This window comes from Lysobacter sp. Root76 (assembly GCF_001428685.1).
In the GTDB taxonomy this organism is placed as follows: Bacteria; Pseudomonadota; Gammaproteobacteria; order Xanthomonadales; family Xanthomonadaceae; genus Lysobacter.
This window is the reverse complement of sequence record NZ_LMIK01000004.1, coordinates 264,285-284,642: the sequence shown is the minus strand read 5'-3', so window position 1 is coordinate 284,642 and position 20,358 is coordinate 264,285. Positions and strand designations below refer to the sequence as shown.

General features: G+C 68.1%; 22 protein-coding genes and 2 tRNA genes. 8 read left to right on the top strand and 16 right to left on the bottom strand.

The window, feature by feature from the left end:
* Positions 1-661 precede the first annotated feature (661 nt).
* Positions 662-2,953 (top strand): PKD domain-containing protein, encoded by a 2,292-nt coding sequence (locus tag ASE10_RS06405; RefSeq protein WP_056306748.1) that lies wholly within the window; start codon positions 662-664, stop codon positions 2,951-2,953.
* A gap of 49 nt (positions 2,954-3,002) precedes the next feature.
* Here ASE10_RS06405 and ASE10_RS06400 read toward each other — a convergent pair whose 3' ends face one another.
* Entirely contained in the window at positions 3,003-4,046 is a 1,044-nt protein-coding gene (locus ASE10_RS06400; RefSeq protein ID WP_056305985.1) for a lipid A deacylase LpxR family protein, read from the bottom strand.
* A gap of 365 nt (positions 4,047-4,411) precedes the next feature.
* On the opposite strand from ASE10_RS06400, the gene ASE10_RS06395 reads away from it, so the two are divergent.
* The gene (locus ASE10_RS06395) at positions 4,412-5,107 is read left to right on the top strand and encodes a glutathione S-transferase N-terminal domain-containing protein (protein ID WP_056100475.1); all 696 of its coding nucleotides are present in this window, start codon (positions 4,412-4,414) and stop codon (positions 5,105-5,107) included.
* Between the two features lie 10 nt (positions 5,108-5,117).
* Here ASE10_RS06395 and ASE10_RS06390 read toward each other — a convergent pair whose 3' ends face one another.
* From ASE10_RS06390 to ASE10_RS06375, 4 genes are all read right to left on the bottom strand, one after another.
* Positions 5,118-6,269 carry a DUF2235 domain-containing protein gene (locus ASE10_RS06390; protein WP_056305982.1) on the bottom strand — a complete coding sequence of 384 codons (1,152 nt, stop codon included), beginning with the start codon at positions 6,267-6,269 and terminating at the stop codon, positions 5,118-5,120.
* A 73-nt stretch (positions 6,270-6,342) separates the two neighbouring features.
* Positions 6,343-6,927 (bottom strand): nucleoside 2-deoxyribosyltransferase domain-containing protein, encoded by a 585-nt coding sequence (locus ASE10_RS06385; RefSeq protein ID WP_082586057.1) that lies wholly within the window; start codon positions 6,925-6,927, stop codon positions 6,343-6,345.
* 66 nt (positions 6,928-6,993) lie between these two features.
* A complete protein-coding gene (locus tag ASE10_RS06380) occupies positions 6,994-7,812 on the bottom strand; it encodes a hypothetical protein (RefSeq protein ID WP_055904574.1) in 819 nt (272 codons plus the stop codon).
* Positions 7,813-7,890: 78 nt separating this feature from the next.
* Complete coding sequence (locus tag ASE10_RS06375) at positions 7,891-9,333, bottom strand: PLP-dependent aminotransferase family protein (RefSeq protein ID WP_056305980.1); 1,443 nt, start codon at positions 9,331-9,333, stop codon at positions 7,891-7,893.
* Between the two features lie 85 nt (positions 9,334-9,418).
* Here ASE10_RS06375 and ASE10_RS06370 point away from each other — a divergent pair, with 85 nt between their 5' ends.
* Positions 9,419-10,336, top strand: a complete 918-nt coding sequence (locus tag ASE10_RS06370) for a DMT family transporter (protein ID WP_056305979.1) — start codon at positions 9,419-9,421, stop codon at positions 10,334-10,336.
* A 19-nt stretch (positions 10,337-10,355) separates the two neighbouring features.
* On the opposite strand, the gene ASE10_RS06365 is transcribed toward ASE10_RS06370, so the two are convergent.
* From ASE10_RS06365 to ASE10_RS06330, 9 genes are all read right to left on the bottom strand, one after another.
* Complete coding sequence (locus ASE10_RS06365; RefSeq protein ID WP_056100462.1) at positions 10,356-10,592, bottom strand: hypothetical protein; 237 nt, start codon at positions 10,590-10,592, stop codon at positions 10,356-10,358.
* 289 nt (positions 10,593-10,881) lie between these two features.
* Positions 10,882-12,096: an RtcB family protein gene (locus ASE10_RS06360; protein ID WP_055904562.1), complete on the bottom strand. Its 1,215-nt coding sequence runs from the start codon at positions 12,094-12,096 to the stop codon at positions 10,882-10,884.
* Positions 12,097-12,159: 63 nt separating this feature from the next.
* Positions 12,160-13,065, bottom strand: coding sequence for a hypothetical protein (locus ASE10_RS06355; protein WP_157481078.1), 906 nt, complete (start codon positions 13,063-13,065; stop codon positions 12,160-12,162).
* 4 nt (positions 13,066-13,069) lie between these two features.
* On the bottom strand, positions 13,070-14,200 hold the full coding sequence (locus tag ASE10_RS06350) for a slipin family protein (protein WP_056305975.1): 1,131 nt from the start codon (positions 14,198-14,200) through the stop codon (positions 13,070-13,072).
* A 393-nt stretch (positions 14,201-14,593) separates the two neighbouring features.
* Positions 14,594-14,659 (bottom strand) — tRNA-Leu (locus ASE10_RS06345).
* Positions 14,660-14,661: 2 nt separating this feature from the next.
* A tRNA-OTHER gene (locus ASE10_RS06340) sits at positions 14,662-14,731 on the bottom strand.
* 403 nt (positions 14,732-15,134) lie between these two features.
* Positions 15,135-15,308, bottom strand: coding sequence for a hypothetical protein (locus tag ASE10_RS20960; RefSeq protein WP_235567544.1), 174 nt, complete (start codon positions 15,306-15,308; stop codon positions 15,135-15,137).
* Positions 15,309-15,382: 74 nt separating this feature from the next.
* Positions 15,383-15,955: a cysteine hydrolase family protein gene (locus ASE10_RS06335; protein WP_056305973.1), complete on the bottom strand. Its 573-nt coding sequence runs from the start codon at positions 15,953-15,955 to the stop codon at positions 15,383-15,385.
* Positions 15,952-16,365, bottom strand: coding sequence for an antibiotic biosynthesis monooxygenase (locus ASE10_RS06330; protein WP_235567543.1), 414 nt, complete (start codon positions 16,363-16,365; stop codon positions 15,952-15,954). Before ASE10_RS06330 ends, ASE10_RS06335 begins: the two co-directional genes overlap by 4 nt.
* A gap of 75 nt (positions 16,366-16,440) precedes the next feature.
* On the opposite strand from ASE10_RS06330, the gene ASE10_RS06325 reads away from it, so the two are divergent.
* The gene (locus tag ASE10_RS06325) at positions 16,441-16,881 is read left to right on the top strand and encodes an Lrp/AsnC family transcriptional regulator (RefSeq protein WP_055904550.1); all 441 of its coding nucleotides are present in this window, start codon (positions 16,441-16,443) and stop codon (positions 16,879-16,881) included.
* Between the two features lie 79 nt (positions 16,882-16,960).
* Here ASE10_RS06325 and ASE10_RS06320 read toward each other — a convergent pair whose 3' ends face one another.
* Positions 16,961-17,287 carry a hypothetical protein gene (locus ASE10_RS06320; RefSeq protein WP_055904547.1) on the bottom strand — a complete coding sequence of 109 codons (327 nt, stop codon included), beginning with the start codon at positions 17,285-17,287 and terminating at the stop codon, positions 16,961-16,963.
* A 225-nt stretch (positions 17,288-17,512) separates the two neighbouring features.
* Between ASE10_RS06320 and ASE10_RS06315 the strand changes: the two genes are divergently transcribed.
* Together ASE10_RS06315 and ASE10_RS06310 are read left to right on the top strand one after the other, a co-directional pair.
* Complete coding sequence (locus ASE10_RS06315) at positions 17,513-18,058, top strand: sigma-70 family RNA polymerase sigma factor (RefSeq protein ID WP_235567542.1); 546 nt, start codon at positions 17,513-17,515, stop codon at positions 18,056-18,058.
* A complete protein-coding gene (locus ASE10_RS06310) occupies positions 18,055-18,534 on the top strand; it encodes a hypothetical protein (RefSeq protein ID WP_055904541.1) in 480 nt (159 codons plus the stop codon). Before ASE10_RS06315 ends, ASE10_RS06310 begins: the two co-directional genes overlap by 4 nt.
* A gap of 9 nt (positions 18,535-18,543) precedes the next feature.
* On the opposite strand, the gene ASE10_RS06305 is transcribed toward ASE10_RS06310, so the two are convergent.
* A complete protein-coding gene (locus ASE10_RS06305; RefSeq protein ID WP_056305969.1) occupies positions 18,544-19,140 on the bottom strand; it encodes a glutathione S-transferase family protein in 597 nt (198 codons plus the stop codon).
* Positions 19,141-19,332: 192 nt separating this feature from the next.
* On the opposite strand from ASE10_RS06305, the gene ASE10_RS06300 reads away from it, so the two are divergent.
* Together ASE10_RS06300 and ASE10_RS06295 are read left to right on the top strand one after the other, a co-directional pair.
* A complete protein-coding gene (locus ASE10_RS06300; protein ID WP_055904535.1) occupies positions 19,333-19,887 on the top strand; it encodes a sigma-70 family RNA polymerase sigma factor in 555 nt (184 codons plus the stop codon).
* Positions 19,888-20,122: 235 nt separating this feature from the next.
* A complete protein-coding gene (locus ASE10_RS06295) occupies positions 20,123-20,344 on the top strand; it encodes a RebB family R body protein (RefSeq protein WP_235565844.1) in 222 nt (73 codons plus the stop codon).
* Positions 20,345-20,358 lie beyond the last annotated feature (14 nt).

Here is a 20,358-nt window from a genome sequence, read left to right as displayed (position 1 = left end):
TGGTCCGCGCGAAGCATCCGATGCTCGCTCCGGCCGTGGCAGGCGTCAATCGCCGCCGTCGACCACCGGCCATGCATCGGTCGCGAACCGACGGACGGCCGCGCATTGCGTGCCGTGCCACCCGATCGCCGGCAACGGTCTGATCCCGGCATTCAACGTGCCTTGCACACTTGTTGCTGATACAGCTCGACGACACGGCACATAAAAGATGCATTTCGACGGAGTTTCCAGCCCAAACGGCCAGGTTAAAGGCAGATTGCAACAAACCGGCTCTACCATCGCCGGCGTGAACGCGGCCAACCGCGGACGCATCGCACACTGGCGCCGCAGCGGCGCATCGCGTTGTGACGCCGGCCGCAGTTGCGTGGCCGCAAGGCGACGATGATCCGCTGCATTGTTGCCGGGCCCCCGAAGACGGCGCAGTCCGTCGGGGGCGCGAACACGCATCGCAGGCGCTGGGGACGCTTGCGGGCGATTGCACCGGCGGCCCGCAAGGGCCGCGCCGTCGGTGAACTGCAATTCGTCACGCCGGCGCGCAGCGTCCGGCGGCGATCGGAACCGCGTACGCGGCCGGGCCTGTGCCCGCCGCGCGCCTCGCCCTGATGACAGCGATCCGGTGCGACCCGCGCGCATCCCCTTGCAACCAATCAGGAAGATTCCAGTGAACAAGACGCACAAACAACGGCCGGGCCGCGGCGCGGCCGCGACGCTCGCGCTGGCCGCAGCGTTCGCGATCGCACCCAGCGCCGGCGCCGCGCAGCGCACCCTGCAATTGGCGGAAGACGGTACGGTCACCGAGCGCATCGCGCCCGCGCGCGCCGCCTCGATGCTGGCCGCGCCGAGCAACCGCGTATGCCGGCCGGGCGCCAAATGGATACGCCTGAGCTTCAAGTCGCTGGAACTCAAGCCTTACGACTCCCTGGTCATCCGCAGCTCCGGCGGCGATGTCTACAGCTTCGAAGGCAATCACTGGAACGGCCGCGCCTTCCACGCCCGCGCGCTGCGCGGCGATTGCGTCGACATCCAGCCCTACTTCGGCAACCCCGACAGCGGCTACGAGGTGGAAAGCTACGACTACGGCCTGAGCGCGCTGGAAGCGACCTCGGTCGTGGTGGCCGGCGCCGGCGACATCTGCGACTCCAGCGGCAACGCCTGCGCGGGGACCTCCGACCTGATCGTGGCGATCGCCCCGGTCGCGGTGTTCACTGCCGGCGACAACGCTTACAGCAGCGGCACGCTCAGCGAGTACAACAGCCGTTACGCGCCGACCTGGGGCCGCTTCAAGGAGCTGACCAGCCCGACGCCGGGCAACCACGAGTACAACACCACCGGCGCCAGCGGCTACTTCGACTATTTCAACGGCGTCGGCGCCCAGACCGGTCCGGCCGGCGACCGCAGCAAGGGCTATTACAGCTGGGACGTGGGCGAGTGGCATTTCATCGCCCTCAACACCATGTCTGGCGGCACCGTCGCCAGCGCTCAGGTGACCTGGCTGCAGAACGACCTGGCAGCGAACACCAAACCCTGCACCGCGGCTTACTTCCATCACCCGCTGGTGAGCCGCGGCAACTACACCGGCTATAGCCAAGTGAAGCCGTTCTGGGATGCGCTGTACGCGGCCAAGGCCGACCTGGTGCTGGTCGGTCACGACCACAATTACCAGCGCTACGGCAAGATGAATCCGAACCAGGCCGCGGCCAGCGACGGCATCCGTCAGGTCCTCGTCGGCACCGGCGGCCGCGCCTTCTACGGCCTCAACGGCAGCCATCCGATGCTGGAAGCCAGCAATGCCAGCACCCACGGCGTGCTCAAGCTGACCCTGAGCGCGACCGGCTACACCGGCGAGTTCGTGCCCAAGGCCGGCAGCAGCTACACCGACAGTTTCAGCGGCACCTGCAACAAGGGCGCACCGCCGGCCAACAACATGACCCTGGACGCGGTGCGCGACGTGACCGTGAAGTCGAACGGCACCCGCGACAATGGCGCCATCCTGTACGCCGACGGCGACGACGCCGGCCTGCAATTGCGCGGGCTGATGGGCTGGAACCTGAGCGCCGCGGCCGGCCTGGACATCACCTCGGCCACGGTCTCGCTCAACGTCAGCAACCTGTCCACCGGCGCCTACGACCTGTACCAGGTCACCGCTGCGTGGACCGAGGCCGATGCCACGTATGCGGGCGCGACCCTGGGCACCAAGCTGGGCACGGTCACGCCCAGCGGCACCGGCGTGCGCACCATCGCGCTCAACGCGGCCGGCGTGCAATTGGTCGAGGACTGGGCATCGGGCGCGGTCGCCAACCACGGCGTCGTCCTGGTCAACACCTCCGGCGTCATCGACGGTGTCGACTGGAGCTCGCGCGAAGGCGCCTCGGCTCCCAAGCTGACCCTGAGCTACAACGGCAGCGGCGCCAACGCGGCGCCGGTCGCGAACTTCAGCGCGGCGGTCAGCGGCTTGAGTGCAAACTTCACGGATAGTTCCACGGACAGCGACGGCACGATCGTCTCGCGCGCCTGGAGCTTCGGCGATGGCACCACCTCCACTGCCACCAACCCGAGCAAGACTTACGCGGCCGCCGGCGACTACACGGTGAGCCTGACCGTGACCGACAACGGCGGCGCGACCCATACCAAGACCGCCACGGTCACGGTGACCGCCGGCGGCGCGCAGACCTACAGCAACACCGCCGACTACACCATCAGCGACAACGCCACGGTCGACAGCCCGATCACGGTCTCCGGCCGCAGCGGCAATGCCCTGAAGGTGGACCTGGTGGCTCCGGACGGTTCGCTCTACAACATCCACAACCGCAGCGGCGGCAGCGCCGACAACGTCAACAAGACGGTCACGCTGAATCTGTCGAGCGAAGCGCTGAACGGCACCTGGAAGCTGCGCGTCAACGACAACGCCAACGGCGATGTCGGCTATATCGACAGTTGGAGCGTGACTTTCTGAGCGCGCGCGACAAGGCGAACGCTCCGGCGGTGCCGGGGCGTTCGCGGTCTCAGAGCGAGCGGCTGATGGTGAAGCTGCCGAACACCGGGGTCTGCTTCTGGCCCTCGAATTCGCGGGTGCGGTGGTAACGCGCCAGGGCGAACTTCCAGCGTCCGTACATGAAGGCCATGCCATAGCCGGCGTCGGCGACGAAGGGCCGTTTGTCGACGCTGTGGCTGTCGCGGAAGCTGTTCCCGTCCAGGGTGATGTCGTACAGCACCCAGCGTGCGTCCACGGTCAGGAACAGGTGCGCACCGAACTGGTTGGGGCCGCGGGTCCTGCGCGTCGGCGCGGTGTTCTCGCCGGCCGGACGCAGCGGCGTGCTGCCGAAATCGTCGGGCAGGTGGCGGCCGAAGCGCCATTCGGCACCGAGGTTGGCGTAGGTCGCCAGGTTGCCGACGCTGCCGCCGTAGTGGCTGATCGCGTCCCAGCCCCAGGGGCCGTTCTCTTCGTTGCCGGCCGAATAGCGGCGCATGCGCTCGTGGACCAGGCGCACCACCGGCTCGTCGTGGAGCTGGTTGTCCCAACCCTGGAAGGTCTCGTCGCCGAGCAGCTTGTGGACTTCGTTCTGCACCTGCTTGCCGTAGGCCGAAGGCCCGACGATGCCGAACTGCAGCTGGGTGGTGCGCAGCCGGTCGCCATTGCGCGCGTTGTAGCCCAGGCTGGCGAGCAGCGCGCCGGCGTAGGGCCGGTCGTCCTCGATCAGGTCGCGGCGGCTGTAGTCGGTCGGGGTGAAGATGCCCTGGGCGAAGCTCACCACCATGTTCTGCTGCTCGAAGCCTTCCGGCGTGAGCGCGCTGACGTGGCGATTGATCCAGCGCGCCAGGCGCGGCAGGCAGGGATCGTCGGTGTAGTCGACCAGGTTGGGCGAGACCAGGGTCAGCTGCACGCCGTTGCTGTAACCCTGGTCCTGACCGCCGAACAGGTCGTTGTCGACGCGGAAGTTGACCGTGGGCGGGAGCTTGGTATGGCCGGTGACGCAGGTTTCGCGATCCGCGGCGTGGGCGCCGGCGGCGCTCAGCAGAAGGAACAGCAACAGGGCAGTGCGGCGCATGGGCAAGGACTGAAAGTATGAGCTGGTGGGCGTGCGGATGTCGCGAGCCGCGCAGTGCGGCTGCGTTCGCGACCCGTCGGCTCCGGATGGGGGCGTCCCCGCTGCAAAGGAAGCGCAGGAATGCGACGCAGCGTCCCACCGGTGTGTTCCGTTGCGGGCGCGCGGCCCTTATGCTCGAAAACCGGTACCCGGCATCGACGAGATGCAGGAAGATGCATCGGACGAGCTTGACCGCACCGGGACTTCGTCGTCGAAGTTCGCAGGATCGAAGTCCGCGATGCTGAGGCCAGCATGTCAAAGCACGCACGTCGAAGCACGCACGTCGAAGGCCGCGACCCCCATTTCTCCCACGCCGGAGCCCGCACATGATCGATCTGTATTTCTGGCCCACGCCCAACGGCCTCAAGCTCAAGCTATTCATGGAAGAGTCCGGGCTGGCGCACCGGATCGTGCCGATCAACATCGGCAAGGGTGAGCAGTTCGAGGCCGAATTCCTGAAGATCTCGCCCAACAACAAGATTCCGGCCCTGGTCGATCACGACCCGCCCGGCGGCGGGGCGCCGCTGTCGCTGTTCGAATCCGGCGCGATGCTGCAGTACCTGGCCGAAAAGACCGGGCGCTTCCTGCCCGCCGATCCGCGCGGCCGCGCCGAGACCCTGCAGTGGTTGTACTGGCAGGTCGGCGGCCTGGGGCCGATGGCGGGGCAGATCGGCCACTTCAATATCTACGCGCCGGAGAAGGTGCCGTACGCGATCGACCGCTACACCCGCGAGACCCATCGCCTGTACGGCGTGCTCGACCGGCAACTGGCCGGGCGCGCGTTCATCGCCGGCGAGTATTCGATCGTCGACATGGCCTGCTACCCCTGGATCGTGCCGCACGCCTCGCACGGGCAGTCGCTGCAGGACTTCGCCGAACTGCGGCGTTGGTTCGAGGCGATGCGCGAGCGTCCGGCCGTGCAGCGCACCTATGCCGAGACGCCCCAGTCCTACGCGCCGAACACCCAGGTCAGCGACGAGGAGCGCCGGATCCTGTTCGGCCAGGGCGCGCCGTCGCGTTGAATCGCGGCCTTCAGCGCACCAGCACGACGTCGTCGCGCAGGTTGCTCGGGCGATAGGCCGAACACAGGCGCAGGCGCTGGTACACGCTCTCGTGCACCAGCGCGCCCGGGCGCAAGGTGCGCGCACGCGCGTGATGCGGGCGCCAGTGCCGCTCCCAGCGCCCGTCGGCGCTCTGCGACCAGCGCGGTATCGGCAAGCGTTCCGACAACTGCCACAGCCAGTGATGGATCTCGTCGTGACGCGGCGCCAACGCGAACCGCTGCATCGCTTCGTCGTCGCTCAGGTCGGGCAGGCCGGCCTCGGCGCGTGCCTGGGCATCGGTCAGCAACCCCGCGGCCTCGGCCTCGCGCAACATCCAGGCCAGCGGAATCCGCGCCAGCTCGATGTCGCGACCGCCGGTGGGGTAGCCGCCGCCGACATCGCCGTGACCGCCCGCGAACCAGACTTCGCGCACGTCCTGCTTCGGCGACGGCTTCGGCGTCCACAGGTTCTGGACGAAATTGCCGCGGTGCTCGTCCAGCGCGACCGCATGGCGCACCGTGGCGACGATGGGGTTGGACGCGGTATGGCTGTAGACCCGCGGCAGCCACGGCAGGCCGACCGAGCTGACCGTGTCCCACAAGCCGAGGAAGTGCACCGGCACGCGTCGCGAGTAGCTCTTGCGGAAACTGCGGATGCGCCGGAAGTAATCGCGCAGGGCCTGCTGGCGCCGCGGCGAGGCCGCATCGGCCTGCGGCGGGAATGCGGGCAGGCTTTCGTAGGCCTGCCACGCGAATGCGACCATCTCGCGCATGCCCGGATGCAGCAGTCCCACGGTAGCGAGCATGCCGGCCAGCACCCGCACCGAATAGGCGCCTCGGCTGAAGCCGAACAGGTAGAGGCGGTCGCCTTCGCGATAGACGTCGGACAGGAATTGGTAGGCCGCGCTGACGTGGCGCTGCAGCATCCAGCCGCTGCCGGAATCCAGGCCCATCAACGCGCGCCGGCGCAGCGGTCCGAGCACGCCGATCGGTTCCAGCGTACCCACGCCGGGCTGATAGTAGGTCAGCTGCGCGGACGATTTCTCGATCAGCCGGTACAGCCGCTGCACATGGGTGCGGGCGTCGGCGGGGGAGTTGTTGGTGCCGTCCAGGCAGACGACGATATTGCGCGGTGCGGTCATGAACTGCCTCGCGTGGGCCGCGCATTATGACGTGCGCCCATCGCACAGACTGCGACGGGGTGCCGCCCCGCGCTCAGCGCTGACGCCGCAGCTCGGCCAGGCGCTGGCGCACGCCGGCGATCAAGGCGTCCAGGGATTCGTAACGCGGCACGCCGTAGCGGTCGGCGGTGATGTCGACATTGCCCTTGCGCCAATAGCCTTGCGGGCAGGCCAGCAGGACCTTGCCGGAGGGCGCGTGCAGGCCCAGTTCGAGCAGGGTGATCGGGCTTTGCGAGGACGGCGCGAAGTACATCAGGATCACATCGGCGCGGTTGAGCGCGGACAGTTCCCATTCGACCTGTTTGCGGAACTCCGGCTCGGCGGCCGAGGGCTTCCAGGCCGGATTCCAGTCGTCGCGGCGCGGATTGAGCAATACCACGCCCTCGTCGGCCAGTGCCCGTTCGACCCGCGCCTGCCAGTTCTCCGAACCGCCCATGTCTATGCTGCCGGCCAGGAACACCTTGATCCGCTCGTCGTCGGGCAGGGCCTGCGGGGATTTGATCGTGACCGACGCGGTCGTGACGGGTTCGGCTGCGACGGGTTCGGCCGCGGCAGGTTCGGCTGCGGCAGCAGGCAGCGTTGACAACAGCAGCAGCGGCCAGAGCAATAGGGCTTTCATCGCGACCTCGGGCGAAACGGCGGGACGCGCCTTTCGGCGCGCCCGCAGTCTAGCCCAGGGCCAGCTCTATTCCAGTACGCCGGTCAGCGCAGGCTTCCAGCATTTTTTGGCGATCGCCTCGAAGCCGCTGGCCACCGGATGGATCTCGTTTTCCCATTGCGAGACGGTCTTGAGCGTGTCGCGCGAATCGACCAGACGCATGTTGGCGTTCTGCGACACGAACGCACGCAGCGCGCGCGCGAACTGATCGACCAGCCAGGTCGTGAGCACGCGCTGGCGCTTGGGATCGGTCAGGCCGACGTTGTCCAGGAACGGCTTGACCCATGGCCCCATCGTGAACGGGCCGAGCTTGAACGCCTTGCCGCTGGGGAAGATGTAGTCGTAGGTGTGGACGTAGATGATGGTGTCGCGCGACAGGAGGTCGCGGATCTGCACCACTTCCTTCATGTCCTTGATCGCATAACGCAGCGCGTGTTCGAAGGTCTCCAGACGGATGTGGTCGAACACCTCCGGCGGAATCTCGCCCCAGGGCCCGGCGCCCGTGGACTGCGGTTGCGCGGCGGTCTTGACGAACTCGCGCAGCTCCTCGCCGACGATGTCGTTGCCGCCGTTGGACAGCAGGATCGCGTCGAAGCCGAAGGTGCCGATCTCGCGCTGGATCCGCGGCAGCGCCGCCTTCCACATCGCGCTGTCGCGACCGGCCACGCCTTCGCGCAGGAACAGCGTCTTCTTGAACAGGCGCGCGATCTGCTTGTTGAGGTCGGTCGGATGCGGCACGTACTGAAACCAGGAGTCGCCGAAACACAATGCGCGCTTGGCGTCGGGATGCTTTTCTATCGCCGCCGGATACTTGCTCAGGACCAGATTGTTGTTGCCGATGTTCATGCTGCACTCCTTGTGCGGGTGGTTCCTTCATGCTCCAACGCCGGCCGCGGGGGCGGCCGGACAGCGCCCGCGGCCCGTTTAGCCGGCCAGATCGCCGGCCAGATCGGCGGCCAGATCGGCGGCCAAGGCGCCGACCGTACGCAGCGCGGTTTCGACCGGCTCGCTCCAGGGCTGGCCACAGCTCAGGCGCAGGTGATGGCCATAGTCGCCGCGATTGGAGAACAGATGACCGGGCAGGATGCCGATGCCGCGCGCCATTGCGGCCTCGAACACGGCCTGGCCCTCGATCTGCGGCGGCAGTTCGATCCACAGCGCCATGCCGCCGGCCGGCGCGCTCACGCAGGTGCCTTGCGGCCAATGCAGCGCGATCGCTTCGCGGTAGCGCTGGGCGTTGACCGCCAGCTCGCGGCGCAGGCGGCGCAGCCCGCGCTCGAAGTCGTGACGCGCCAGGTATTCGACGATGGTGAGCTGCGACAAGGTCGAGGTGGCGACGGTGGAGAAGCACTTGGCGCGCAGCAGCGCCGGCGCCCAGCGCCCGCCCAGCATCCAGCCGACGCGCAAGCCGGGCGTCAGCATCTTGGAATAGGAGCCGCAGGTGATGACGCCGCCGCGTTCGTCGTAGCGGCGTAGCGGACTGGGGCGCTCGCCGGAGTACGACAACTCGCCGTAGAGATCGTCCTCGATCACCACCGTGCCGTGCGCGGCGCAGGCGGCGACGATCGCGCGCTTAGCCTCGTCGCTGGTCAAACTGCCGACCGGATTGTTGAAATTTGGCACCAGCACCGCCGCGCGCACCGCGTGCCGCTCCAGCAGTTCGGACAAGCGGTCCGGGTCTATGCCCAGACCGGGGCGGTTCGGCACTTCGATCACGCGCAGGCCCTGCTCGGACACCGCCTGCAGCAGGCCGTAGTAGGTCGGGGTTTCGACCAGGACCACGTCGCCGGCGCGCGCCACCGTGCGCAGCGCCAGGCTGATCGCTTCCATCGCGCCGGCGGTGATCACGATCTCGTCGGGATCGACGTCGACGCCGCATTGCACGTAACGCTGCGCGATGCGTTCGCGCAGTGCGGCCAGGCCCTGCGGGATGGCGTAGCTGAGCGCGGCCTGGGCGTTGCGCCGCATCACCCGCGATGCGGCGGCGGCGAGCGCGGCGGTCGGCAGCAGCGAGGGCGCGGGCGTGGCCGCGTGCAGCGAGATCAGGTCGCAACGGCCGAGCACGTCGAGCACGCCCAGCAGGGCCGGGTTGCGGATCGGCTGCGGCGCGCGGGCGCGATGGCGAGCGCTGGCGCGCGGCATGGGCGCGGCCGGTGCGCGCACGTAGTAGCCCGAACGCGGACGCGCCTCGATCAGGCCTTCGCGTTCCAACTGCAGATAGGCCTCGACCGCGGTGGCCAGGCTGATGCGCTGATCGCGGCCGAGGCGGCGCAAGGACGGCAGGCGCTCGCCGGCACGCAGGGTGCCGCGCTGGATCTGATGGCGCAGGCGTTCGGCGAGCCGTTCGTAGAGCAGGTCGCTGGCCATGGCGTGGGGCCGCCCGATCTGTACTGGTGAAATCAGAGTCTAACTGAATCTGTACCGGTCGCCAGTCGGGGCCTAGCCTGACCGCATGAACCCGACCGCCTCCGCCTCAGAGTCCCGCACCGCGCTGATCCAGTTGTTCGTCGCCGAAATCCTGATCGGGTCGGTCGGCGTGTTCGCCCACGAGGGCGGCCAGGACGCGATCACCACGGTGTTCTTCCGCTGCGTGTTCGGCAGCGCGTTCCTGATCGCCTGGGGCCTGGCGCGCGGTCATCTGCGCGGGCTGATGAGCGAACCGGCGCTGATCCGCGGCGCGATCGTCAGCGGCGTGCTGCTGGTGCTGAACTGGGTCGCGCTGTTCGCCGGCATGGCGCGCTCGTCGATCGGCGTGGCGACCATGGTCTACCACTTCTTTCCGTTCGCGATGCTGGCGATGGCGGCGCTGTTCTTCGGCGAGCGCACTCGTCCGGCCGATTGGGCCTGGACCGTGGTCGCGTTCGTGGGCGTGGCCTGCTCGGCCGACCCGATCAAGCTATGGCGCAGCGCCGATGCCGGCTACCTGATCGGCATCGGCCTGACCTTCGTCGCCGCGCTGCTGTGCGGAGCCTCGTTGATGCTGTCGCGCCGGATCAGCCGCGAGCGGCCGTTCGCGGTGGTGCTGATCCAATGCCTGGTCGGCGTGGCGATGCTGGCGCCATTCGCCGACTACGTCGCGATCGCCCACGTCGGACCGCATTGGTATTGGCTGGCCGGGCTGGGGCTGATCCACAGCGGCGTGTGCTATGTGCTGTTCTATTCGGCCTATCCGCGCCTGCCGGTGGTGACGATCGCGGTGCTCGCCTTCGTCTATCCGGTGATCGCGCTGCTGCTCGACTATCTATTGTACGGCAGCACGCTCGGCCGCGTGCAAATGCTGGGCGTGGCCCTGATCGTGCTGGGCACGCTGGGGGTCAACCTGAAATGGCAATGGGCGCGGCGGCCGCAAACAGCCGAAGCCAAAGCCTGAGCCTGCCGCGTCCGCCCGGCTAGAGGCGGATCGAGCCGTGCCAGGCGGCTTCGACGTGGTCGACCACCTCGGGCCATTCCGCGCGCCGGTAGCCGCGCATGCGCGCCCAACCCGCGGCCAGTTCGTGTTGTATGTCGGTCCACGCGCGTCCGGCGTGGTGCTGACGTGCTTCGATGCCGTAGGTGACGGCCAGTTCGCGGTCCTCGTGCGACAAGGTCGCGCGGGACGACGCGGCATCCAATGCCAGATCGTTCATGGCTCCACCTCTCCTTGAGCGGGCCCCTGCCAGGCGACGATACGCCCGGTCGGTTAACTATCCGTTACCCGCGCGGCCTTGACGAGGGGGCGAATCGCGCACCGTGTCGCAATCCCGCTGTTACGTTTTGTTGCGATCGCGAAATTGCGACGGACGGCGGCCTCGCGGCGCTTTCCAGGCCGTGCGGGCCGGCCTTCTCCGGCCGAACCCGTCGACTGGAATTAGGAAACCGCTGGTCAAAGAAAACGCCGCCCCTCGCGGAGCGGCGTCCAATCGCCGGCGACCGGCCTCATCCCTTGATGCAGATCACCTGACGCAGGGTGTGCAGCACTTCGACCAGGTCGGTCTGCGCGGCCATGACCGCGTCGATCGACTTGTAGGCGGCCGGCGACTCGTCGATCACCGCCGCGTCCTTGCGGCACTCGACATGCGCGGTCGCCTCGCGGTGCTGCTTCAGGGTGATGCTCGCGCGCGCCTGGGTCCGGCTCATCACCCGGCCGGCGCCGTGGCTGCAGCTGTGGAAGCTGTCCGCATTGCCCTTGCCGCGCACGATATAGCTGCAGGTACCCATGCTGCCGGGAATGATCCCCAGCTCGCCGGCCCGCGCGCTGACCGCACCCTTGCGGGTGACCAGCAAGGACTCGCCGTGATGCTGCTCGCGCTGCACGTAGTTGTGGTGGCAGTTGACCGCCATCTTCTCCAATTGGAACTTGGGCAGGCGCTGACGCATCTCGTGCAAGACCCGCGCCATCATCGCCTCGCGGTTCTCGCGCGCGTAGTCCTGGGCCCAGGACACGGCCTCGACGTATTCCTCGAACAGCGGCTCGCCTTCCAGGAAGAACGCGAGGTCCTTGTCCGGCAGGCGGTAGCCCAGCACGCGCCGCTCCAACTGGCGCCGCGCCTGTTCGATGAAGTAGGTGCCGATCAGGTTGCCGGTGCCGCGCGAACCCGAGTGCAGCATCACCCACACCGCATCGGCCTCGTCGAGGCAGATCTCGATGAAGTGGTTGCCGCCGCCGAGCGTGCCCAGCTGCTTGTCCAGCTTGTCGTTGCGGACCTTCGGGTGCTTGGCGCGCACCGCCTCAAGGCGCGGCACCAGGCCCGACTGCGCGATCCGGGTGTCGATGCTGTCCGGGCGCTTGCGGTGATCGCCGCCGGGGCCGTTGCCGACCGGCACGCTGCGTTCGATCGACGAACGCAGCAGGGCCAGATTGTCGGGCAGGTCCTTGGCCCGCAGCGTGGTCCGCACCGCGGCCATGCCGCAGCCGATGTCGACGCCGACCGCGGCCGGGATGATCGCACCGCGCGTGGGCACGACCGATCCCACGGTCGCGCCCTTGCCCAGGTGCACGTCGGGCATCACCGCCAGCCACGGCCCGACGAAGGGCAGGGAGGCGATGTTGCGCAATTGCTCGTGCGCCTGCGATTCCAGCGGCACGCCGCGCACCCAGCCCTTGATCGGGGTGGCGCCTGGCGCGTGCAGCAGTTCGTATTGATGACTCATAAGGTTCTCCTGAACGGCGGCGCCGCGGTTTCCGCGACGCCACCGGTTTGCTCCATTGTTTACTCAATGCAGGCGTTCGCCGTCGTGATTTCGCAGGCCATAACGCTGCAGCTCGTGCCGGTTCAGCTGGCGCTTGCTGCGGGCGTACAGACCGGCGTGGCCATAGGGCCGGCACGCTTCGCAGCCGCGATGGCCGCAGGGCTTGCCGATCCACTTGGCCGGACGCCGCGCGATTACGTCGTAGGGCATCACCAGCCTCGGCGATTTCCTGTGTTGGTCCATGACCGCGACGGGGCGCGGCAGTTCCGCCAGCTCGACCTCGTACCAGATGCCGTCGATGCGGCGCAGTTGGTGAAACTCGTCCAACGCCCGTACATCGACCTCCGGCTGCGCACGCCGCGCTCGTGCGTACTCGCGCTTCGCCTCGCGCCTGGCCTGGATCCCCGCATGGTTGATCAGCAGCAAGCCGCTGACCGGGTCCACGTAAAGCTTCGGCGCCCAGCTCCGATCCAGCCGCTGCAGACCGCCGTAGCCGCGCTCGTAGTGCAACGCGCCATCCAGCGCCTGCACCCGCAGCGCCACGAAATCCTCGAGATGCTCGTGGATGTGTTGCTGCACGGTGTTGCGGCGGTCGATGTTCGCGCACAGCTCCGAGTAGACCTCGTCCCAGGGGCGGCCGGCCTGGCGGCCGAGATAGCGCCGCAGCGGGTTGAGGTTCTCGTTGAGCCATTTACGCGAGCGATGGCGGAACTTGAGGCTTTCGTGTTGCGGTTGGTCTTCGGGGTCGGACGGCGGGCGGAGTTCTTTGCTGTAGCGGCCTCCGCGCCGCGGCCGTTCCACGATCACTTTGTACATGTCCTTGCGCATGGAATGATTCCGTAGAAATAGGATGCGATGGCCGCTCCCTGGAGAGCGGCGTTCTCGGTTCTGGTTCGCGGCCGAGTCGTCATCCGGGATTCCACGGATCACGCCTTCAGCCGCTCGTCTTGAGGCTGACCAGCTGCTTGAGCACGCCGTCCAGACCGCCGAAGACGGTGAGCTTGTCGATCTTCTCGGTGACCTTCTCCAGCGCCTCGAGCTCCTTGAGGCGCATGAGCACCGGGCTGTCCTCGATCAGCTTCGCGGTGTTGAGCAGGCTGCGCGTGGCGTTGGCCTCCTCGCGACGACGGATGACGTTGGCCTGGGCCGACTTCTCCGCCTGCACGACGCCGTTGAGGATGTCCTTCATCTCGCCCGGCAGGATCACGTCCTTGACGCCCACGCCCAGCACTTCCATGCCGAGCTCGCCGACCTGGCCGCGCACGTAGCCGAAGATGTCGGCGTCCAGCGAAGCCTTGTCGCCCAGCAGTTCGTCCAGGGTCTTGGCCGACACCGCCTTGCGCAGGCCGTACTGCAGCTCGCGATACAGGTAGTCGCTGTACTTGGCGACCTTGCTGCGCGCGGCGACCGGATCGGTCACGCGCATGCTGGCCGCCAGGTTCACGCGCAGCGATACCTTGTCGCGCGTGAGCAACTCCTGGCCCGACACTTCCACCGACTGCACGCGCAGCTCGACGAGCTCGACGGCGACGTTCTTCTGGAAGTTCCAGAAGGCGTAGCTGCCGGCGTCCAGGGTGCGCACCAACTTGCCGTCGACGTAGAGCAGGCCAGCGGACTCGTTGGGCACGGTGACGGCCATGGCGATGCGATCGAGCAAGCCGATCTGGCGCAGGCGCTGCGCGATCTCACCGCGCAGCTCCAGCCCCGCCGACAAGGTCATGGCGACGATCTCGATCGGGACCAGGCCCTTCCAGTACAGCTCGCGCGAGCCCGGCGCGAGCAGGTCCTCGAGCTTGCCGTTCTTCATCACCAGGCCGACCTGGTCGACGCCGATGTCGGCCAGCACGAAGCTGTCGCCCAGGCGCTCGCCTAGCGCGGCCACCAGCACATCGGTGTCCTTGCCGGCGTACTCCGGCTTGGCGATGTCGTGCAGCACGACTTCGGTGCGGCCCAGCCAGTCGCCGATGCGGTAGACGCCCGGTCCGAGCACGCGCTCGAAACGGCGGTTGCGGTAGATCAGGGCGCGCTCGGCGTCGCCGACCACGACCCGCTTGTTCCAGAACATGACGCTTTCTCCTTAGTGTTCTGCGGGTTTCGATCCGGTCGTAAGGGGCGGCGCGCGACCGGATCGTTCGTCGCGCGCTGCATGGGTGCCGCGGCCGCGCGCAGGCGGCGACCGCGAAGCGGAATGGGGTGGAAGCGCCCCCGACGGCGTCGGCGCGGAACCCGTGCGCGCTCGGCGCGGAAGCCGCGGCGGGGTCGGTGCGCGACGATGTTCTGTCGCGTCCGGCCAGCCGGCGCGGTCCGTCGCCTCGCGGGCGCGGGTCCGGCGTCGTCTCCGCTGCGGCGTTCCGTCCTCCGCCGCGCCTGAGCGCGGCTTCGTCCGCAACGCCGCAAGGGGCGTTTCCGGGTGGGGACTTGCGTCCCCGGTATCACTCACTGCGTGACAGGCAGTTTTTGGAGCGGGAATCGAACCCGCGACAGTCGGAATCTGAATCCGATGCTCTAACCGTCTGAGCTATCCAGTGGTCGACGTGCCGGACTCGAACCGGCGACCTGCGTACATGCCGCTGCTCTTTCCTCTGAGCTAACGTCGCTTCCGAAACACCGTCTTGCGCTCTGCGGCATACGCCACGGCAGGGCCGCGCGCACCGGACGGGATCAGAACCCGTGCCGCTGCAGAACGTTCGCTCGATGTTTCGCATTGGCGTCTGTCGCCAGACGCCAATCCGTTCGGGCGCAAGCGCCCAATGCATTGCGATCGCCAACCGCTCCGCCCGTGCCGAAGCATCCAGGCACGACGCCTTGCGGCGCCTCGACGGCATCGCCCCTGCGGCGCGCAAGCGCGCGGATGCTTCGGGGCCGGCTGGAAATCGCTGATTTCCAGGGGAAAACTGGTCCTTTGCGAGCGCCGGAAACAAAACGCCCCCGGGTGGTGAACCCGAGGGCGTTCGCGTTCCTCGGGAGGTCGGGGTCACCGACCTCCCGCATAGGCAAGGTCAGTGTGGAGTGCGCGGCAGCGCTTCGTCGCGACCGCCGACGTTCATCGGCGCGCACGCATCCGCGTCGTGGCGCTGAGGCCGCGACTGCTGCGATTTGGCGATGTCGATGAAGAGGTTCATGGCGGAAGGTTTGGATTCGGTATGTGGCCGCAGTGGGCCGAGGTCGCGCACATTACGCTCGTTAAAAAATAGTTGCAATACCGTTCGTCGCCTCGCGAGCGGTCGTTGCGACGCGCATGCGATCGTCAGGCGGCGCGTCGCTGCACGGCGGCGAGCATTGCATCGGTATCGACGACCTCGGCGAACTCCGCGCGCAACGTCGCCAGGTGCGCGCGTGCGATGTCGTCGGCGGGAATGGCGACGCCGCGTTCGTCGCGCAGATCGAAACAGGCACAGGCGTCGGCGACGACGATGGTGCGATAGCCCAGATTGGCGGCGACGCGCGCGGTCGTCGATACGCACATGTCGGTGCTGATGCCGAACAGCACGACGCTGCCGACGCCGAGCCGGCGCAGGCGCAGATCCAGGTCGGTGCCGATGAAGGCCGCGTTGACCGATTTGCTCACCAAGGCCTCGCCGGGCCGGGGTTCGAAACCGTCGCGGAAAGCATTGCCGGGATGCGAGGGATGCAGCGACGATCCGGCCATCACCGAATCGTGGCGCACGTGGATCAGCGGCAGGCCGTGCTCGCGCCAGGCCGCGAGCAGGTGCCGGCCGTTGGTTTCCATGGCCGGGTTGTTGCGCGGTCCCCAAGGCGGGTAGTCGAAGCCGCGTTGCACGTCGATCGGGATCAGTGCGGTGTTGGAATCGAGCTTCATGGTGTGGTCTCGGAGGCTGGGGAAGAAGAGGGCTGCGGTCCGCCGTAGGCGCGTTCGACGCGCGCGACCCGTTGCTCGAAACGGCGGTACCAGAGGCGGCGGCCGCGGTTGCGCGCGAGCGCGTGTTCGGCGTGCTCGCGCCAGGCGGCGATCGCGGCTTCGCTGTCGAAGTAGGCGACGGTGATGCCGAATCCGCTGCCGTCGCGCGTGGATTCGTAGCCCAGGAAGCCGGGTTGGTCGCGTACCAGCTCGTCCATGCGCTCGGCGGTGGACGCGTAGCCGGCTTCGTCCTCGCCGTTGCGCTGGGAGGAGAAGATCACCGCGTAGTACGGCGGTGGCGGCAGGGTGGCGAATCGTTCGGGGTCGGAGGGGCTCATGCTGCGGCTGGCGCGCGCCTTGGAACGGGCCATCACTGTGCGCACTCGCCTGCGCCGGTCTCAACCCGGCAGAATGCCGGTCCTGCCGACTTATCGCCGGATCCGACCATGAAAGCGCTGGACGACATCGATCGCCGATTGATCGCGCTGCTGCAGGACAACGCGCGCCTGTCCACCGTCGCCCTGGCCAAGGCGGTCGGGCTATCGCGCAGCACGGTGCAGGAACGCCTGCAGCGGCTGGAGTCGGGCGGGGTGATCGCGCAGTACACCGTGCGCCTGGGCAGCGGCGGCGATCCGCTGCAGGCCTGGTTGCTGATCCGTTACGCCGACGGCTTCAGTTGCGACGACGTGATGCCCTTGCTGGCGCAGCTGCCGCAGGTGCGGTTCTGCCACAGCGTCGCCGGCGATATCGACCTGATGGTGCTGGTGCAGGCGCCCACGCCGGGCGCGCTGGCCGATCTGCGCGAGGCGGTGATGTCGATGAAGGGCGTCGACGACGTGACTACGGTGCCCGTGCTGCGCACGATGCTGGACCGGATGGGGCCCTGACTACGCGGCTACGGGCGTCGCCTCGGCGCGCCCGTAGCGGTGACGGCGGACCCGGCCATCCGGGTCCGCCCGCCCGCATTCACGAAAGGCGGCGCGAAAGCGCGTAGTAACCGAGGTTGCCCAGGCCGGTCGCGCCCAGCAGCACGGCGATCACGCCAGGGGTCACATCCCGCCAGCCGAAGGCTTCGATCAGCGCGAATGCGACGGCCAGCGCCAGCGCCAGCAGGCCCCAGCGCAGCGAGGCGTGGCGGCGGCGCTGGTCTTCGCTCTGCACCAGCGAGCGGATCAGCTCTTCCGAGCCGCCTTGCTGGATCAGTTTGCTGCGGAAGCGCGCGTCGATCACGAACTTGATCGAGTAGGTGATGCACAGGAACAGGGTGATCGGAATGAGGATATCGACATCCATGGCACGGTCTCGGGTTTGGGTCTTGGGGCAATGGATACGGCCGCCGTCGGAACGGTTGCAGGCGCCAGCATGGACGCCCGCCGGGCCCCGGTCCACCCGGCCCGGCGCAGCCGCCCGGCGGCTGGACGACGATCCAGTACGCCGTTGCAACCATCGGCCCCCTGGCCGTATCCATCTGCCTAGATGACCGACTCGCAGTCCCCTGCCAACGACGATCGCGCGCTTGTGGCCGCTGTGCTGGCGCGCGCGCCGGGCGCGTTCGAGCGTTTGGTGCGCGAGTACCAGGGCCTGTGCTGGCACATCATCCAGCGCATGGTGCGCCAGCCCGACGACACCCGCGAGCTCTGCCAGGAGGCATTCCTGCGCGTGCACCAGTGCCTGCACCAGTACCGGCACGAGAGCGCGCTGAAGTCCTGGATCGGCCAGGTCGCCTACTCGGTGGCCAAGCGTCACCTGGAGCGCAAGCGGATCCCGATCGCCGAGGTCGCCGACGACGAGGATGCGCTGTCGCCGCTGGATCAGGTCAGCGACGGTTTCGATCTGGAAGCGGCCTGCGCCGACGCCGAGGTCGCCGCGGCGCTGCATGCCCAGATCGAGGCGCTGCCGCCGCTGCAGCGGACCCTGCTGACCCTGTATCACCTGGATGAGGTGCCGATCGTCGAGATCGCGCGTATCACCGGCCTGGCCGAGGGCACGATCAAGAGCCATCTGTTCCGGACCCGGGCCTTGCTGCGCGAGCGCCTGCAGTCCAGCATGGGAGTCACCGCATGAACATGTCCCACACTCCGCCGCCGCCCGACGACCGCCAGCAGCGCGAAGCGCAGGAATGGCAGGCGCAGGAGCGCGCGCTGCGCGAGGAGCGCGCCGGCCTGCCGATGGACGCCAGCGATGCGCGCGTCGGCCAGTACCGCTTGCTGGTGCGGGCGTTGCGGGCGCCGGCGATGGAGCCGCTGCCGGCGGATTTCGCGGCCCAGGTGCTGCGCCGGGTCGAAGCCGACGCCGGCCTGGGCGACCGGGTCGAGCGATGGCTGCTCAACGCATTGGTCCTGGCCCTGGGCTGCCTCGCCTTGTACGCGATCGCCAACTACGGCGACGCATGGTGGGCCGCGATCGCCGCGCCCTTGTCGCGCATGCCCTCCGGGCTGGGCAATTGGCTGCCGGTGCTGGCGCTGTGCGCGGGCGGTACCTGGTTGTGGGATCGGCTGTCCGACCTCGGCAGCGGCGGCGCGCGCGGTCGCACCGCCTGAGCTGCGCACTCAGGCATGGTCCAGCGCCATCGCGCGCTGGAACGCCGGTCGCGCCGTGATCCGGGTCAAATAATCGGCGAACACCGGCCGTTCGGGTATCAGCCCCCGTAGTCGCATGCCCCAATGCAGGGCACAGGCCCACTGCGTGTCGGCGGCGCTGAAGCGCTCGCCGGCGGCATAGGCTTGCGCGCCCAGGCGCCGCTCCAGATAGGCCAGCATGTCTTCGTAGACCCCGAACGGGAAAGCGCGGGACGCGTACTCCCAAGCGTGCGCATGTGCCGACAGGCACGGATCCAGCACCGAATCGCAATACACCAACGCGCTCAGATAGGGGCCGCGCATCGGATCGCCGATGCCCGGCGCCAGGCCGTTGTGCGGGAACGCATCGGCCAGATACGCGCAAATAGCGGCGCGCTCGATCACCACCACGCCATCGTGCACGATCGCCGGCACCTTCTTGCTGGGCTGGATCGCGCGATAGCTTTCGGGCGCGCCGTCGTCGGCGTGGATGTCGATTATCTGGACGGAATAAGGCGCTTCCAACTCCTCCAGCAGATAAAGAATGCTCGAAGAGCGCGATCGCGGCGCGTGATAGAAGGTCAGCATGGTCGGCCTCGGGGCGTTGGCAGGGATGGGCGGGCCGCCGGGGCGTGGCCGCCGTCCGAACCTTGTAGGCAGCGGCGCTGACAGGTTTTGTCAGCAGCGGCTAATGCGCTCGCCGTGTCACCCAGGTAACAGCCTTTCCCTGAGCGTCTCACCAGACTCGCCTGTGTGTACTCAACACAGGAGGTGTTGGTGATGAATAAGCCGGGCGATGGATCGCAGGAATTCGGAATTGCAGATGAGATGTTCGTCAAGGCTTGGCGTACGACCAAGCCCGAGCTCGACCGGCGCGCTCGCCGGCTCTCGGACGGCCACCGCGACCGCGCCGACGACTTGCTCGCCAACACCGCCATCAAGGCCCTGTTGTTCATGCGCCGCTCGCCGGACGCGATGAGCGACCCCGAGGGATTCCTGTTCGTGGTCCTGCGCCACGTGTTCCTGGACAGCGTGCGCCGCAACGGCCGCGACGGCGAGGTCTTCGACCGCGGCGTCGATATCGAGGCCGAGGGCGTGGCCCAGGGCCTGGACTTGTCCGCGCTGCAGCGCATGGAACTGGAGGAGCAGCTGGGCCGGGTGATCACCGCGGTCGCCTCGCTCAGCCGCGACCAGAAGCGCCTGTTCGTCTACCGCTTCATCGACGACCTGCCGTACCCGGCGATCGCCGAACGTCTGGCGATCAACCAGCCGCTGGCGCGCAAGCGGGTGCAGCTGCTGCGCGAGCGGATCCGGGTCGCGGTGGACCGCGATTGAGCGCATGGCCGCGTTCACAGAGCCGCGTTCACAGAATCGGACACGGCGCGTTTAACCCATAGCTATCGCATCAAACGCCGTACGCCGACGCCGCCTCCGCGCCGTCGTACGGCCACAGGACGCCGCGCGTGCCGGGTTTTGGGCACGCGCGGCGGAACGCCTCGGCGCGGCGCCGGTCGGGGACTCCATCCAACACGCGACTCCCAAGGACAGGTCCATGGCCGACACCACGCCCGTGAATTCGCAAATTACCGATGCCGTCACCCAGACCAACGTCAAGGTCGTGGCCGAGGCCCCCGCCCAGGCGATCGCCGCGCTCTACCAGGTCGCCAGCCACTCCGCCGGCCTGTCGCTGCAGAACGCCGTGCACAGCCAACAGGTGCTCAACCAGATCTCGACCGCGGTGGTGTCCAAGGCGGTCGGTCTGATCATGGCCATAGGCGAGAAGTCGTCATGACGGCCCCCGCAACA